Annotated in this window: 15 protein-coding genes; 13 read left to right on the top strand and 2 right to left on the bottom strand. The window is 56.9% G+C overall.

The features are described from left to right. The first annotated feature begins 3 nt into the window (after positions 1-3). The 9 genes from thyX to MTP39_RS07335 all read left to right on the top strand — a co-directional run bounded on the left by thyX (position 4) and on the right by MTP39_RS07335 (position 7,096). Entirely contained in the window at positions 4-783 is a 780-nt protein-coding gene (thyX, locus tag MTP39_RS07295; protein ID WP_249239999.1) for an FAD-dependent thymidylate synthase, read from the top strand. Then, positions 780-1,451: a dTMP kinase gene (locus MTP39_RS07300; protein WP_249240000.1), complete on the top strand. Its 672-nt coding sequence runs from the start codon at positions 780-782 to the stop codon at positions 1,449-1,451. The genes thyX and MTP39_RS07300 overlap by 4 nt, the downstream gene beginning before the upstream one ends. Positions 1,452-1,486: 35 nt before the next feature. Then, the gene (locus MTP39_RS07305; protein ID WP_112089840.1) at positions 1,487-2,299 is read left to right on the top strand and encodes a hypothetical protein; all 813 of its coding nucleotides are present in this window, start codon (positions 1,487-1,489) and stop codon (positions 2,297-2,299) included. A 16-nt stretch (positions 2,300-2,315) separates the two neighbouring features. Further along, the gene (gene mltG, locus MTP39_RS07310) at positions 2,316-3,458 is read left to right on the top strand and encodes an endolytic transglycosylase MltG (protein ID WP_249240001.1); all 1,143 of its coding nucleotides are present in this window, start codon (positions 2,316-2,318) and stop codon (positions 3,456-3,458) included. An 81-nt stretch (positions 3,459-3,539) separates the two neighbouring features. After that, positions 3,540-4,763: a peptidase U32 family protein gene (locus tag MTP39_RS07315; protein WP_249240002.1), complete on the top strand. Its 1,224-nt coding sequence runs from the start codon at positions 3,540-3,542 to the stop codon at positions 4,761-4,763. A 25-nt stretch (positions 4,764-4,788) separates the two neighbouring features. Continuing rightward, positions 4,789-5,544: a heparan-alpha-glucosaminide N-acetyltransferase gene (locus tag MTP39_RS07320; RefSeq protein ID WP_249240003.1), complete on the top strand. Its 756-nt coding sequence runs from the start codon at positions 4,789-4,791 to the stop codon at positions 5,542-5,544. A 207-nt stretch (positions 5,545-5,751) separates the two neighbouring features. Next, the gene (locus MTP39_RS07325) at positions 5,752-6,174 is read left to right on the top strand and encodes a flavodoxin (protein ID WP_249240004.1); all 423 of its coding nucleotides are present in this window, start codon (positions 5,752-5,754) and stop codon (positions 6,172-6,174) included. 346 nt (positions 6,175-6,520) lie between these two features. Beyond that, positions 6,521-6,880 carry a nitrous oxide-stimulated promoter family protein gene (locus tag MTP39_RS07330; protein WP_249240005.1) on the top strand — a complete coding sequence of 120 codons (360 nt, stop codon included), beginning with the start codon at positions 6,521-6,523 and terminating at the stop codon, positions 6,878-6,880. A gap of 57 nt (positions 6,881-6,937) precedes the next feature. After that, positions 6,938-7,096, top strand: a complete 159-nt coding sequence (locus tag MTP39_RS07335; protein WP_015538470.1) for a hypothetical protein — start codon at positions 6,938-6,940, stop codon at positions 7,094-7,096. 76 nt (positions 7,097-7,172) lie between these two features. On the opposite strand, the gene MTP39_RS07340 is transcribed toward MTP39_RS07335, so the two are convergent. Next, entirely contained in the window at positions 7,173-7,787 is a 615-nt protein-coding gene (locus MTP39_RS07340) for an HAD family hydrolase (RefSeq protein WP_249240006.1), read from the bottom strand. A gap of 137 nt (positions 7,788-7,924) precedes the next feature. Between MTP39_RS07340 and MTP39_RS07345 the strand changes: the two genes are divergently transcribed. From MTP39_RS07345 to tsf, 4 genes are all read left to right on the top strand, one after another. Then, positions 7,925-8,218, top strand: a complete 294-nt coding sequence (locus MTP39_RS07345; RefSeq protein ID WP_249240007.1) for a PRC-barrel domain-containing protein — start codon at positions 7,925-7,927, stop codon at positions 8,216-8,218. A 155-nt stretch (positions 8,219-8,373) separates the two neighbouring features. Next, entirely contained in the window at positions 8,374-10,311 is a 1,938-nt protein-coding gene (locus MTP39_RS07350; protein ID WP_249240008.1) for an LTA synthase family protein, read from the top strand. Between the two features lie 201 nt (positions 10,312-10,512). Further along, positions 10,513-11,235 (top strand): 30S ribosomal protein S2, encoded by a 723-nt coding sequence (gene rpsB, locus MTP39_RS07355; protein ID WP_015538473.1) that lies wholly within the window; start codon positions 10,513-10,515, stop codon positions 11,233-11,235. A gap of 48 nt (positions 11,236-11,283) precedes the next feature. After that, on the top strand, positions 11,284-12,207 hold the full coding sequence (tsf, locus tag MTP39_RS07360) for a translation elongation factor Ts (protein ID WP_249240009.1): 924 nt from the start codon (positions 11,284-11,286) through the stop codon (positions 12,205-12,207). 134 nt (positions 12,208-12,341) lie between these two features. On the opposite strand, the gene MTP39_RS07365 is transcribed toward tsf, so the two are convergent. Further along, on the bottom strand, positions 12,342-14,294 hold the full coding sequence (locus MTP39_RS07365; RefSeq protein ID WP_249240010.1) for a glycerophosphodiester phosphodiesterase family protein: 1,953 nt from the start codon (positions 14,292-14,294) through the stop codon (positions 12,342-12,344). Positions 14,295-14,676: the final 382 nt, after the last annotated feature.

Consider the following 14,676-nt stretch of genomic DNA (forward strand, 5'->3'; position numbering starts at 1 on the left):
CCTATGATGACTGTTCGTTTGATCGCCCACACCCCGGAACCGGAAAAGGTGGTGGCGGCTGCCGCAAAGCTCTGCTACTCCGACGCCCACATCACCGACCTTCTGGATGGGCTGGACGAGGAAAAAACTGCAAAATTCCTGACCATGCTCAGTGACCTTGGCCATGCCAGCCCCATCGAGCACGCCAGCTTTACCTTTGGCATCGAGGGGGTCAGCCGTACTCTGCTTGCCCAGATCACCCGGCACCGCATCGCGTCCTTCAGCGTGCAGAGCCAGCGCTATGTGCGTCTGGATGATTTCCGCTATGTGACGCCCCCGGAGATCGAGGCTATCCCAGAAGCAAAGGCTGCCTTCCTTGCCAGTATGGAGGAGGACGCCCAGCGTTATCTCGACCTTGCCCATAAGCTGGAGGAGGGGCACACCGCCCGCCTGATGGCCGAGGGAATGCCTGAAAGGCAGGCCCGCGCCAAGGCTTCTAAACAGGCCAACGAGGATGCCCGCTTTGTGCTGCCCAACGCCTGCGAGACCAAAATGGTGGTCACTATGAACGCCCGCAGCCTGATGAACTTCTTCCAGCTGCGCTGCTGCAACCGCGCCCAGTGGGAGATCCGGGAACTGGCTGAAAAGATGTTCACGCTGGTTTACCCGGTAGCACCCCATATCTTTGCCAAGGCTGGCCCCGCCTGCCTGTGCGGCCCCTGCCCGGAGGGCAAGATGTGCTGTGGCAAGACCACCGAGGTGCGCGCAAAATATACCGCTATCAAAGAAGGTGCCGCCGTATGAGCAAAGGCAAACTGATCGTACTGGAAGGGCTGGACGGCAGTGGCAAGGCTACACAGGCAAAGCTGCTGGCAGAGCATCTTGCCGCGCAGGGCGTGCCGGTGCAGAAGATCACCTTCCCGGATTATGCCAGCGATTCCAGCGCACTGGTCAAGATGTATCTGGCGGGGCAGTTCGGCCAGCACCCGGACGATGTAAACGCCTATGCGGCTTCCAGCTTTTACGCGGTGGACCGCTATGCCAGCTATAAAACCAGCTGGGGCAGCTTTTATGAGCAGGGCGGTGTGATCATCGCCGATCGATACACCACCTCCAATGCGGTGCATCAGTGCTCTAAGTTACCGCAGGAGCAGTGGGAAGATTACCTGCGCTGGCTGTTTGACTACGAGTTCCGTCTGCTGGGTCTGCCCGCACCGGACAGGGTCATCTATTTACAGGTAGACCCGGCGGTCAGCCAGCGGCTGATGACCCAGCGCTACCACGGCGACGAGAGCAAAAAGGACGTGCACGAGAAAGATACCGCCTATCTGGCGCGCAGCCGCGCCGCTGCCGAGTTCTGCGCCCGGCATCTTGGCTGGGATACCGTGCACTGCACCAGCGGGGACGCAATGCGCAGTATTGAAGAGATCCAGCAAGAGGTACAGCAGCTTGCCCGGAAAACACTGGGCTGAACGATAAAATACGATAAGAGGGGGCATCCTGAACGATGTATCGTCTGATGCAGCCGTCTGACGAGGCGGCAGTGCTGGCTTTGTGGCAGAGCCAGCATCATGATACCGAAGATTTTGCAAAAATGGTACTGGAACGCTTTGCCGGTGTGCAGAACATTTATGTAGCCGATGAAAACGATACCATCGTGGCGGCTGCGTTGGCTGTGCCGGTCACCCTGCAGGGGCGCACGGGCAATTACCTGTGCCTGTGCGGCGAGGGCAGTCTGCTGCTGGCGGGTCTGCTGGATACCCTGTGCGCCCAGCAAAAGCTGCGGGGCGCAGGCTTCACCGTGGCAGTCCCGGCAGATGCAGCACAGGCCGCTCTGCTGCAGGATAAGGGCTTTGCACAGGCCTTTGCCCTGCGCTGCCTGCCCCGCGAGGTGAGCCGCAACCTGTGGAGCCAAGCGGAATTTGACACGGTTACGGCCAAAAAACTGTGCGAGCTGCGGGAGCAATTCTGGAAGGATACCGTGCAGCTGAGCCCGGAACGCATGGCGGTGGTGTTGCAGGAGCTGTACGCCCGGGGCGCTACCATCGTGTCCAACGAGCATGGTTACGGCATCTACTTCCGCAAGGAGGATACTCTGTATTTTGTGGAGATGATGGCTGACAGCGACCGCGCCGCCGAGATTTTGATGGAAGCTGCCCGCGAGAAGGAAGTTATCGTGGAAAAGGCGGTCATCACGGTAGGCGCTGCCCAGCCGCTGTTTCTGGGCGAGGGTACCCGGCAGGAATACGGCATGATCCGCTTTGACGCAGAGCCTTTTGACGTAAGTGAAAGCTATCTGCGTCTGATGCTGGAAAACTGAAAAAAGGAAGGTGCGTATGGCACACAATGATACACACGCAGCCCGCAAAAAGGGCGGCGCAGGCAAAATTCTGCTGGTGGTGCTTCTGCTGCTCCTTCTGGCAGCAGGCGCAGCGGTGCGGTTTGCCTACAATGAGATTCACGGCAATGGTGCACCCGGCAGCACAGAGGTGACCGTAAGCATCCCGCAGGGCAGCGGCGTGGCGGCTATTGCCAACAAGCTGAAGGAGGCGGGCGTTATCCGCTCTGCCTATCTGTTCCGCTGGTATGTGGGGGAAAAGGGTGCTGACGCAAAGCTTCAGTACGGCGATTTTGTCTTGCAGACCAGTGCGATTTCCTACGATGCGATCATCGCCACCCTTTCCCAGTATGCCAAGGCAGAAACGGTGCGGGTGACCATCCCGGAGGGCACCACGGCCATTGCCATTGCCCAGAAGATGGAAGCCGCCGGTCTGTGCACCGCCAAGGAGTTTTTGAAGGAAGCCAACGAGGGTGATTTCAGCGCATATACTTTCTGGCAGTATGTCCCGGAGGATAAAGATGCCCCGAACCGCTTTATGAAGTGCGAGGGTTATCTTTTCCCGGAGACCTACGAGTTTTTGAAGGACGATACGGTGCACAACTATGTGGCAACCTTCTACGCTCAGTTCGACGCGCAGATCACCGCCGAAATGTATGCAGCTCTCAAGGAGCAGGACATGACCCTGCCAGAACTGGTCACCCTTGCCTCCTTTGTGCAGGAGGAAGCGGGCAACAGTCAGGACTCCAACGTTGCGCAGGTGTTCCGCAACCGTCTGGCGGAGGACTCGCCCTACCCCCGGTTGCAAAGCAACACTTCCAGCCATATCCAGAGCGATGCCGACAATAACTATCTCTGGAACTGGGTCGCGCCCTACTACGGCGGCTGGGACGATATCCCGGAAAATATTCTTGCAGCATACGACACTTACAGCTGCATCGGCCTGCCCGCTGGCCCTATCTCAAACCCCGGCCTTGCCGCCATCAAGGCGGCGCTGGAGCCGCAGCCCGATGAGGACGCCAAGGACGCTTACTTCTTTGTGACCGACCTCAAGGGCAACTACTACTACGCCCACACGCTGGCAGAGCATAACGCCAACTGCAAAACTGCCGCAGCTGTGAACAAAAGCCTGAAAAACTGAGGAAAGGCCGCTGCACTAAAAACACGGTGCAGCGGCCCCTTTCCCGTTAAAAACTGTGATACATAAGAGAGGAACCTACAAATGTTACAGATCCCGGAACTGCTTGCCCCGGCGGGCGATGCGGAACGTCTGCGTTATGCCATCAACTACGGTGCCGATGCCGTTTACTGCGGCCTGCCGGAGTTCGGTATGCGCTCTGCCCCGGCTAATTTCACCCCGGAGCAGCTGACGGAAAGCGTCATCTACGCCCATGCCCGCGGCCGTAAGGTCTACCTGACCATGAATACCCTGCCCACCAACGAGGAAGCCGACCGCCTGCCGGAGGCCATCAAGGAGGCCGCCAAAGCCGGTGTGGATGCCTTTATCGTGGCAGACCTTGGTGTGCTGGACGCCTGCAAGACCTTTGCCCCGGACATTGACGTGCATCTTTCCACCCAGACCGGCATTACCAACTGGGCAGCTGCCCGCGCCGCCTACAAAATGGGCGCAAAGCGGGTGGTGCTGGCCCGAGAGATGACCTTGCAGGATATCGCCATCCTGCGCGATAAGACCCCGCCGGAGCTGGAGATCGAAGCCTTTGTGCACGGTGCGATGTGCATGAGCGTGTCCGGCCGGTGTCTGCTGTCCAACTACATGGCCGGACGTGACGCTAACCGCGGTCAGTGCGCCCAGCCCTGCCGCTGGAAGTACTACCTGAGCGAGGAGACCCGCCCCGGCCAGCTGTACGAGATCGGCGAAAACGAGAATGGCAGCTACATCCTTAACGCCAACGATATGTGCACTGCGCCCTTCCTCGACCTGATCTGCAAAGCGGGCGTGGACAGCCTGAAGATCGAAGGCCGCGCCAAGACCTTCTACTATGTCGCCAGCGTCACCGCCGCCTACCGCAAGGCACTGGACGCCTATCTGGCTGACCCGGCAAACGATAACTTTGAGCTGCCGCCGGAGGTGTACGAGGAACTCACCCGCACCAGCCACCGGCACTACTCTCCCGGCTTCTATTTTGGCCGCGAGCAGGCTAAGCAGGCCACCGACAGCGCTACCTATATCCGCGAGTGGGAATTCGTGGGCACGGTGGACAGCTGGGAAAACGGTATCGCCCACTGCCAGCAGCGCGGCAAATGGAGCCTTGGGGATACGCTGGAGGCACTGTGCCCGGACGGGCGCAGCATTGCGCTTGCCCCGGAATGGATCGAGAACGAAGCAGGGGAGCGGGTGGAAAGTACTCCTCACGCTATGGAAAAATACACCGTGCCCACCCCGGAGCTGCCGCCCATGAGCCTGCTGCGCCGCAAAACGGTGTGACAGCGTGAAAAAGAAGGAAAACGCAGTGAAGTACAGTAACACTTCTGGCCGCTACGCCCTTCTGGACGAGCTGCGCGGGTTGGATCTGGTCAGTATGATGCTCTATCACGGCTGCTGGGATCTGGTCTATCTGTTCGGCATTCAGGCAGGCTGGTATTATGGCTTGCCCGGGCATCTGTGGCAGCAGAGCATCTGCTGGGTATTTATTCTGTTGTCTGGTTTCTGTGTGCAGCTGGGGCATCATACCCTGCGCCGGGGCGCACAGGTGTTCGGGGCAGGGGCGCTGGTCACGGCGGTCACACTGCTTTTTATGCCGGAGGACAGGGTCGTTTTTGGCGTGCTGACCCTGCTGGGCAGCGCCATGCTGCTGACTGGTCTGCTGGAAAAGCCGCTGCGGCGCATTCCCCCGGCGGCAGGGCTTGCCGTCTCGGCAGTGCTGTTTGCCCTTACCCGCAATGTTTCGGCAGGCTATCTGGGCTTTGGCAGTTTGCGCCTCTGGCTGCCGCAGACACTGTATGCAAACTACGTTACAGCGTACTTTGGCTTTTATCCGTGCTGGTTCTATTCTACGGATTATTTTGCCCTTCTGCCGTGGCTGTTTCTGTTCTGGGTGGGGTACTTTCTCTACGGCGTTGTAGGGCGGCAGCGTATGGAGTTCTTGCGCCGCTCGGTCTGCCCGCCGCTGGGCTGGCTTGGACGGCATTCACTGCTGCTGTATCTGCTGCACCAGCCGGTCATCTACGGGGTGCTGCTGGTGGTTTTCCGCATATTGGGCAGCTGAAATACCCCCTTTGTGTGCTTTAGAAAAGGCAGGATTGTTGCATCATGCAAACATTGCGCCAATGCCTTGACAAGCGGGGCAGGGCTGTGGTATCCTGTTGATGGTTAGAAAATACTAACTACAAAAATGCGTCATGAAATATGGACGCATTTTCACAGAACATGAAGTTATTCTAAACTAACTACGCAGAGAAAGAGGTAGAGTTTTATGAGCAAAGTAGCAATCGTATTCTGGAGCGCAACCGGCAACACCGAGACCATGGCAAACTGCATCGCCGAGGGCGCAGGCGCCAACGGCACCCTCGTGCCCTGCACCGAGATGACCCCCGCAAAGCTGGCAGAGTTTGATGTGGTGGCCTTTGGCTGCCCGGCTATGGGTGCAGAGCAGCTGGAGGAGAGCGAGTTCGAGCCCATGTTTGCTGCACTGGAAGGCTCCTTGAACGGCAAAAAGATCGCACTGTTCGGCTCCTACGGCTGGGGCGATGGCCAGTGGATGCGTGACTGGGCGCAGCGCGCGCAGGATGACGGCGCACAGCTGTTCAGCGAGGAAGGCCTCATCTGCAACGAAACGCCCGATGATGATGTGCAGGCTGCCTGCCGTAAGCTGGGTGCAGATCTGGCCGCTTGGTAAGCTTTGCCGGGAAAGCACTCTCTTGACAAAAATGGTTTGCTGCGCTAAACTATAACTTGCCGTGTAACGGCATTTATATAGCGATAAAAGTTAGATAGTTCTAACATTCATTAAGGATGCAGCAGCCTTTGCACAGAGTATCGTAACAATGTAAAATTTGCGGCAGGGGAAAGCGGACGAACAATCCGGTAGCCCCTGCCGTTTTTGATAAAGGCGGTGTATATGGAAATGGCTGCGGCAATCAGTGTTACGGTTGGCTTTGCGTTTTTACGCGGTGCAGTGCGCCGTGCTGCGCGCCGGTCTGGCCGTAAAAGAGAATAAGAAACGATCAGGAGGAACGGACCCGATGCAGCAACCCCCAAAAAACTTGGATAAAAAGCGTGCAGATGAAAAACTGCTTGTCAGCGAGATGATCGCACTCTACTGCCGCAAACAGCACGATACCCCCAAAGGCGCTTTATGCCCGGAGTGCCAGCAGCTGCACGATTATGCGCTTGCACGCATCGAAAAGTGCCCGTTTATGGAAACAAAAACCTTCTGTTCCGCCTGTAAAGTCCATTGCTATAAACCGGAAATGCGGGAGAAGATCCGCGCTGTCATGCGCTGGGCAGGCCCGCGTATGCTGCCGGTGCACCCGGTATTGTCCATCAGGCATGTGGCGGTCACGCTCAAGTCCAAGCGGGAAGCCAAAAAGGCAAACGGATAAAACCCATGTATAAACCTTCGCTCCACAGGGCAACCTATGGACAAAGAGGTGATAAGCATGGAAAACATCGGCGTGACCTGTGATGTCTGCGCGTGCTGCCACAATGTGGACGGCTGCAAATGTGATCTGCCGCAGATCAAGGTGACGGAGCAGTGCAGCTGCACCACTCAGCAGGTGGAGACCCCGCACTACTGCCAGAGCTACGAGGAAAAGTAAGTTCCCACCAACGCAAAGCAGCCCCTGCCGGAGAGACCTTTCCGGCAGGGGCTGCTGCGTTTTACTGTATCAATACTCAGCGCAGCGTCACGTTACAGGTGGCAAGGCTGCGGATCAGAGTTCCTACGCTGTCCTTCATCTGGATACCGGCAAATCCCAGCGCAAAGGCTGCCTGCACGTTTTCCAGCCTGTCGTCGATAAATACGCACTCGCTGGACTTCAGTTGATACTTCTTCAGCAGAGCCTTGTAGATCTGCGGGTCAGGCTTGTTTACCTGAACTTCACAGGAGGCTACGCCGCCGTCAAACTGGGCCAGCACGCCGCGCTCGGTCAGCAATTCCAGCACATCCTGCGGAATATTGCTCAGGTAATACACGCAATAGCCGTGGTTCTTCAGCCGCCGCACCAGTTCCAGCATCCGCAGACGCGGGCGCAGAATGTGCATCCAGTCGTCCAGCACGCCCTGCACCTCAAAGGCGCAGCCCTCGGCGCGGGCATGCTCCAGCATCCGCTGGTTGCCATCGTAGCGGGAAAGCTTGCCTGCATCCAGCAGCTGCCACTCCTCGCTGCCAAAGGTCAGGTCATAGACTTTTTCTTCCATTTCGGCGTTGCACAGCCGGTCTACAAGGTACGCCTTGGGGTCAAAATCCACCAGTACACCGCCGATATCAAAAATAATGCTTTTATACATAACTGCTGCCTCGCTTGTTTTGGATATATTTCTCAGATATTTTCCATAGTATACCACAACCGGGTGGGTGCTTTCCACCCCTTTTGGCATAGAAAATGCCGCCCCGGCGTATGCTGTGACAGAAAGGGGAGAGCGCTGTGACGATCCAGGAATTGTGCGAGAAGGAGGTCGTTCAGCTGGAGCAGGGGGTGTGCCTTGGCCGTGCGGACGATCTGGAGTTTGACCCCGCAACGGCGCAGCTGCAATGCCTGATCTTGCTGGGCAGGCCGCGGCTGCTGGGGCTGCTGGGTCGGGATGAGAGCCTGACCATCCCGTGGCAGGAGATCGAAACAATCGGCACAGACGCAATTCTGGTGCATACTGCTGTGCCAAAAGCACCGGCAGCACCTCACGGCTTCTGGCAGCAGCTGCGGGCAAAGCTGGGTCTGTGAAAAATAGGGGAATATTTTGAAAAATCAAACACGAATTTTTGTAAAATCATGAATGGACATTTTCGGCAAAATGACTATAATAGGCACGAAAGGCTTGTGCAAATAGCACAGCCACTTTGGAAATAGGGTTCGGGACGTGGAAAGGAATATCGACTATGAAAACATCCAAACCGCTGTTGACCCTGCGGATGCTCTTCCCGGCGGCAGCTTCTCTTATCGTGCTGCTGCTGGGCGAGTGGATCGCGCGCGGGTCGCTGACCGCTGATACCTTTATCAGCTTTATTTTTCCCCATTTCGGGGCGTATCTGCTGGCATGGCTGCTGCTGTTTCTGGTGTGGGAACTGCTGGACTGGGTGCTGCGCATCCCGCCGCTTGCTACGCTGGGTATGGCCGTTCTGGGCTGTGCGCCCTGCGCAGTAAACTTCTATACCATGCAGCTGCGAGGTGAGCCCTTTCTGCCGTGGGACCTGATGCAGGTGTCTGAGGCCGCCGGTGTGGCCTCTGCTGCCGGGCTCAAGCTGCAGACCAGCATGGTGGTCTCTATTGTGCTGGTACTGGCACTGACGGTGGCAAGCTTCTTTGTTTACCGCGGGCGGCTGCGCCAGCGCTGGCTGCCAAGGCTTGCGGGCAGCGGCGCTTCGGCAGCGGCGCTATGCCTACTGGTGTTTGGCGTTTACTTACAGCCCGCCGTCACGCAGGTTTTGGGCATCACGCCGGACGCGTGGATGCAGGATCGCTACTACCGCTACTACGGTGTACTTACCGGTTTTATGACCAACCTCACCAATTTGGAGATCGACAAGCCCGAGGGCTACTCGGAACAGGCAGTGGACGATATTCTGGATAACGTAGCCGAGAGCGAGAAATTCTCTACCGGCCCCATGTATGCGGGCAGCTATGCCGTCACTACCCCCAAGGAGGAGCAGGCAAAGCAGCCTACCATTATTTATGTGATGGACGAGTCCTACTGGGATGTTTCTGAGCTGGAACAGTACGGCATCACCTTTGATACCGATGTATCGCAGAACCTCCACGCTCTGCAGCAGACCAGCGCCTACGGCAGGGCATACAGCCCCAGTTTTGGCGGCGGCACCTGTGACGTGGAATTTGAAGCGCTGACCGGCTACTCCGTGTCCTTCCTGCCCAGCGGCAGCAAGCCCTACCAGCAGCACGTCACAAAGCCCATGTTCGCCCTGCCCAATTACCTCAAGCTCAAGGGCTACCAGACCGCTGCGGTGCACTGCTTCTGGGCAAAATACTGGAGCCGCGATAAGGCCTACCCCAACCTCGGCTTCAGCGATTTTATCAGTCTGGAAGATATGCACGGCGTGACCAAGGTGCGCAAGCACTACTGGACCAGCGGCCTTGTGACCGATGACTCCATGGCCGACCAGATCATTCAGCAGTACGAGAAGATGAGCACTTCCTCTGATAAGCCCATCTTCCTGCACGCGGTCACCATGCAGAACCATACCAATTATAATAGGGATAACTACCCGGACGATGAGCGGGTGCACGTTGTATCCCACCCGGTGGGGCTCAAGAGCAGCACCGTGGGCGCGCTGGAAGATTTCGCTACCGGCATCCGGGATGCAGACGCCATGCTGGGCAAGCTGACGGCGTATTTCTCTCAGGTGGACGAGCCGGTCATTCTGGTGTTCTGGGGCGACCATTATAACCCCATCGATTCCAACTACGATGTCTACACCACCACCGGCTACGCTAGCGGCTCCAGCACTGACCCCCGTCTGCACCAGACCACGCTGCTGATGTGGTCGAATTACAGCCAGCAGCAGGTGGACTTTGGCACCATTGCCGCCTACGATATCTCCCCGGTGATGATGGAGCTGTTTGGGCTGGAGCAGCCGCTGTACTTCCAGTTCCTCAACCGGCAGCTGCGGGTTGCCAGCCGCAGCTGCACCCGCGGCACCACCATGAACCTGGACGGCACCACCACCCAGCAGCCCACGGAGTTCCAGCAGCGCTGGACGAACGAGCACTGGATGCTGCAATACGACCTGATGTTCGGCAAGGGATACGCCCTCAACCGCATGGGTGTTGCGGGCCTGAGCGGGATGAATACGGGCAAATAAGAGAAAAAACAAGGAATTCTTTATACAAAACAGAGAAAACTACTTGCAACCGCATTCTTTTTGTGCTATTATAACAAAGCATTACACACGCATCACTATGCCCTTTTGTGCCCTTTTGGGTTGAGGGCAGTCCGCCGGTACCCGATGTACCGTGCAGATCACGGTGTGCGGAGGCAAAACAATATCTGGAGGTATTTTATTATGGCAGTCGTTTCTATGAAGCAGCTTCTCGAGGCAGGTGTGCACTTCGGTCACCAGACCCGCCGCTGGAACCCCAAGATGGCTAAGTACATCTTCACCGAGCGCAATGGTATCTATATCATTGACCTGCAGAAGACCGTGAAGAAGCTGGACGAGGCTTACAACTACGTGAAGGAAGTTGCAGCTGAGGGCGGCGACATCCTGTTCGTCGGCACCAAGAAGCAGGCTCAGGAGTCCATCCGTGACGAGGCTCTGCGCTGCGGCATGCACTACGTCAACGCTCGTTGGCTGGGCGGCATGATGACCAACTTCCGCACCATCCGTAAGCGTATCGACCGTATGGATCAGCTGGCTAAGATGAAGGAGAACGGCACCTTCGAGCTGCTGCCCAAGAAGGAAGTTGCTAAGCTGGAGCTGGAGATGGAGAAGCTGGACAAGTACCTGGGCGGTGTCAAGAACATGAAGACCCTGCCGAAGGCTATGTTCATCGTCGATCCTCACAAGGAGCGCATCGCTGTTGCTGAGGCCCGCAAGCTGAACATCCCCATCGTTGCTATCGTTGATACCAACTGCAACCCCGATGAGATCGACTACGTGATCCCCGGCAACGACGACGCTATCCGCGCTGTCAAGCTGATCGCCGGCGCTATGGCTGACGCTGTGCTGGAAGGCAAGCAGGGCAACCAGGAAGCCGCTCCCGCCGAGGACGCAGCAAACGCCTGATTTCCCATTCCGCAACCAATCAAATAACGTGTAAGGGAGAAAACAAAAATGGCTATTTCTGCAAAGGACGTTATGGAACTGCGCAAGCAGACCGACTGCGGCATGATGGAGTGCAAGAAGGCTCTGACCGAGGCTGACGGCAACTTCGAGAAGGCAATCGAGATCCTGCGCGAGCGTGGTCTGGCTACCGCCGCCAAGAAGGCAAGCCGCGTTGCTGCCGAGGGTATGGTCTACGCTGACTACTGCCCCGCTTGCAAGGTCGGTGTTGTCATCGAGGTCAACGCTGAGACCGACTTCGTTGCCAAGAACGACAAGTTCGTTGACTTCGTCAAGGAGGCCACCAAGGTCATCATGAAGCAGAACCCCGCTGATGTCGAGGCTCTGATGGCATGCAAGACCGAGTCTGGCGAGACCGTTGACGAGGCTCTGAAGAACCTGATCCTGGTCATCAAGGAGAACATCAAGGTTCGCCGCTTCACCCGTTACGAGGGCGTCTGCTCTGCATACGTCCACGGCGGCGGCACCCACGGCATTCTGGTCAACTTCGAGACCACCAACGACATCGACGCTAAGGACGAGTTCGTTGCTTACGGCAAGGACATCGCTATGCAGGTCGCTGCTGCGAACCCCGGCTACGTCGACGAGGCTTCTGTCCCCGCCGAGGTCGTGGCTAAGGAGAAGGAGATCATGCTGGCTCAGATGGCTCAGGATCCCAAGACCGCTAACAAGCCTGAGGCTGTGAAGGAGAAGATGATCGAGGGCAAGATCAAGAAGTTCTTCAAGGAGAACTGCCTGGTCGATCAGGAGTTCGTCAAGGACGGCGACCTGACCGTTGCTCAGTACACCGCTAAGGTCGCTAAGGATCTGGGCGGCGAGATCAAGATCGTCAAGTTCGCCCGCTTTGTCAAGGGCGAGGGTCTGGAGAAGCGTGCTGACGACTTCGCATCTGAAGTTGCAAGCATGGTGAAGTAATTTAAACTTCCAAAGACAAAAGGGGAGCCGCAGTACCTGTAACAGGGGGCTGCGGCTCCTTTTTGTATGTTTGTGAAAATGCAAATACCGGGCAGCCCGCAGACTGCCCGGTATTGCTATAAAAAGTTTTTTGTTTATGCTTCGTCCAAAACTTCTTTGGGATCCTCAATGGCGTCCTCGATCGTCTCCTCTACATCCATCGTTTCTTCAGCGTCCGGTGCAGCGAACAGTTCCTGGATCTGATCCCGCAGCCAGAGCAGACGGTTATCCAGTGCCTTGTCCCGTGCCAGCAGCGGTGCAATGATCTCGGGCTTGTCAGTGATCAGGTCATCCACGCCCAGCTGCAGCAGCTTTTCGGCATCCTGCTGACGGTTGATGGTCCATGCGGAGATGGTCTTGCCGCGCAGATGGATCTGCTGCACCATACCGGCGGTGATAAAGGTCGATTCCACACTGAAAAAGTCTGCGGCGGGCAGGTCATAGTATGTGCCCACGCCCAGCGCAAGAATATACCCGGTAGTAATGTCTGGGTCCAGTTCCTTCACCTTGCACAGGGTCTCGTAGCTCTGGGAGGTGACCACGCAGTCTGCACCGTAATCGTATGCGTGGATCAGACGCACCGTTTCAGACTCCAATGTTGGCGTAAAGGTGCTGGGCTTGATCTCAATGTTCAGCTCTGCCTTACCCTTGCACAGTGCCAGAATCTCTTCCAGCGTTGGAATATAAATGCCTGTAAACTGCCGATGGAACCAGCGTCCGGCATCCAGCTGCTGCACCTGTGCATAGGTCAGGTCGTAGATGTTGGCGTTGTAGCCGGTGCACCGGCGCAGGCTGGTGTCGTGGGTCACCACGGCTACGCCATCAGAGGTCATCTGCACGTCCAGCTCAATGCGGGGACTGCCATCTTCCAGCGCGGCCTCGAAGGCAGCCATGGTATTTTCCGGTGCACGGGAAGAGTAGCCCCGGTGGTAGGTGATCACCGGGTCGGCAAGGCCCAGAACGCTTTGCAGCGGCTGCGTTTGCGGGAACAGCAGATATACCGCTGCCACGCCGCAGGTGACCAGTGCGGCGCAGGCCATCATCCCGGCCAGTACCGTCTGCTCACGGTGCAGGGCAGGGAGCACACCGGAAACAATCGGCTGCGCTGTATCGGACTGTCGGATCACTTCATACAGTGCGTCCGTAAGCGTGCTCTGCGCTGCCGTCATGGTACAGTCCATGAGCAGGCAAAGGAACGGTAGCTCGATCAGCAGCGCCGCACGGGAAAGCGCCAGCAGGGCAGCAGTGCTGGCAAAGCCGACACCAAGGATGACACAATAGAACAGCGCTGCTCCGCACAGCAGCATCAGCCCGGTGCGCGCAGCTGCGGTCAGCATCCAGCGCAGTGCCAGTGCAAGCAGCTGCCCGGCGCGGCTGCGCAAAATGTGCAGGCTCTCTACAAACGCACAGCCAAAGCTTTTGCGTTCCAACAGGAATTTTGGCAGCACCACAAGCCCGTCCAGCAGCAGCGCCAGCACACAAAGCACCGCAAGAGTAAATAGAAAACGATTGGTAGCATGCGCTTTCAGCAGCCCCCAGAGATATTCCGGCACGGCAAACTGGGTCAGATGGTTTGCCGCCAGAAAAAAGTCCGTCAGCGGGATCAGGGCAACGCCATACAGCAGCAGCGGGAGGTTCTGCGGCAGAAACACCCGCACAAGGCTGCAAAAGGCGTCCCGGAACACCACCCTTGCCCGCAGCGGTTCCCCGTGCCGTATCCGTGTCAGCAGCTGCAGCATCGTGGCGATTTCATACAGGCTCCAGAAGGCTGCCAGTACCGCCAGCACAGCAATGCACCCGATAATGGCAGGGGAGGCAAAGATGTGGGATGCGGTCTTGTTGTTGAGGTAGCGGATGGGCGCGAACCGCAGCGTCAGCGCCCAGATCAGCTGCAACGCCGGTACGAGCAGGAGGTTTGTCAGTACCTTATAAAACAACAGAAAAAGCAGAAATACCCGCCCCTTTGGCGAAAGCAGGGAACGGGCAGCATCGTGTAGGGAACGGTAGATCTGCTCCTGCTGCCGGAGCTTGGCAGAGAATCGCTTCAAAATAGCTTCAACCTCTTTTTCATTTTTGCCGGGCTTTTCGCGTGCACTGTGCACCGCATGGATACAGTTTGGCAGACTGCCCGGCAATTATGATTTTTAATATTTTAATATAGTGTAACATAAACGCAACCGAAAGAAAACGCAACAGGCGGGTGCAGTTTCGCCAAAAAAACCGGGAAAATTTCTACATCCGTAAAAAGGGCGCGCAGGAACCTTTGCCCAGATAAAACGTGCAAAACGATGATTCGTTAAAAATTTGGCTTTCCATCAGAGATGGATGTTGAATCGCATGGATTTTTATAGAATCTCTTGCATTTTTTTGCCATCTTCTGTATAATGAATATAATTTTGAAAGCTCACACAGACAACCAGGAGGTCTAAT

This window comes from Faecalibacterium sp. I3-3-33, from assembly GCF_023347295.1.
Lineage (GTDB): Bacteria > Bacillota > Clostridia > Oscillospirales > Ruminococcaceae > Faecalibacterium.

Bases quoted from the DNA above. Each gene is read 5' to 3' on its own strand.
- MTP39_RS07325 (WP_249240004.1), top strand. From the start codon at position 5,752: ATGAGCAAAGTAGCAATCGTATTCTGGAGCGCAACCGGCAACACCGAG.
- MTP39_RS07350 (WP_249240008.1), top strand. From the start codon at position 8,374: ATGAAAACATCCAAACCGCTGTTGACCCTGCGGATGCTCTTCCCGGCG.
- MTP39_RS07335 (WP_015538470.1), top strand. From the start codon at position 6,938: ATGGAAAACATCGGCGTGACCTGTGATGTCTGCGCGTGCTGCCACAAT.
- MTP39_RS07315 (WP_249240002.1), top strand. From the start codon at position 3,540: ATGTTACAGATCCCGGAACTGCTTGCCCCGGCGGGCGATGCGGAACGT.
- MTP39_RS07330 (WP_249240005.1), top strand. From the start codon at position 6,521: ATGCAGCAACCCCCAAAAAACTTGGATAAAAAGCGTGCAGATGAAAAA.
- thyX (WP_249239999.1), top strand. From the start codon at position 4: ATGATGACTGTTCGTTTGATCGCCCACACCCCGGAACCGGAAAAGGTG.
- rpsB (WP_015538473.1), top strand. From the start codon at position 10,513: ATGGCAGTCGTTTCTATGAAGCAGCTTCTCGAGGCAGGTGTGCACTTC.
- mltG (WP_249240001.1), top strand. From the start codon at position 2,316: ATGGCACACAATGATACACACGCAGCCCGCAAAAAGGGCGGCGCAGGC.
- MTP39_RS07300 (WP_249240000.1), top strand. From the start codon at position 780: ATGAGCAAAGGCAAACTGATCGTACTGGAAGGGCTGGACGGCAGTGGC.
- MTP39_RS07340 (WP_249240006.1), bottom strand. From the start codon at position 7,787: ATGTATAAAAGCATTATTTTTGATATCGGCGGTGTACTGGTGGATTTT.
- MTP39_RS07305 (WP_112089840.1), top strand. From the start codon at position 1,487: ATGTATCGTCTGATGCAGCCGTCTGACGAGGCGGCAGTGCTGGCTTTG.
- tsf (WP_249240009.1), top strand. From the start codon at position 11,284: ATGGCTATTTCTGCAAAGGACGTTATGGAACTGCGCAAGCAGACCGAC.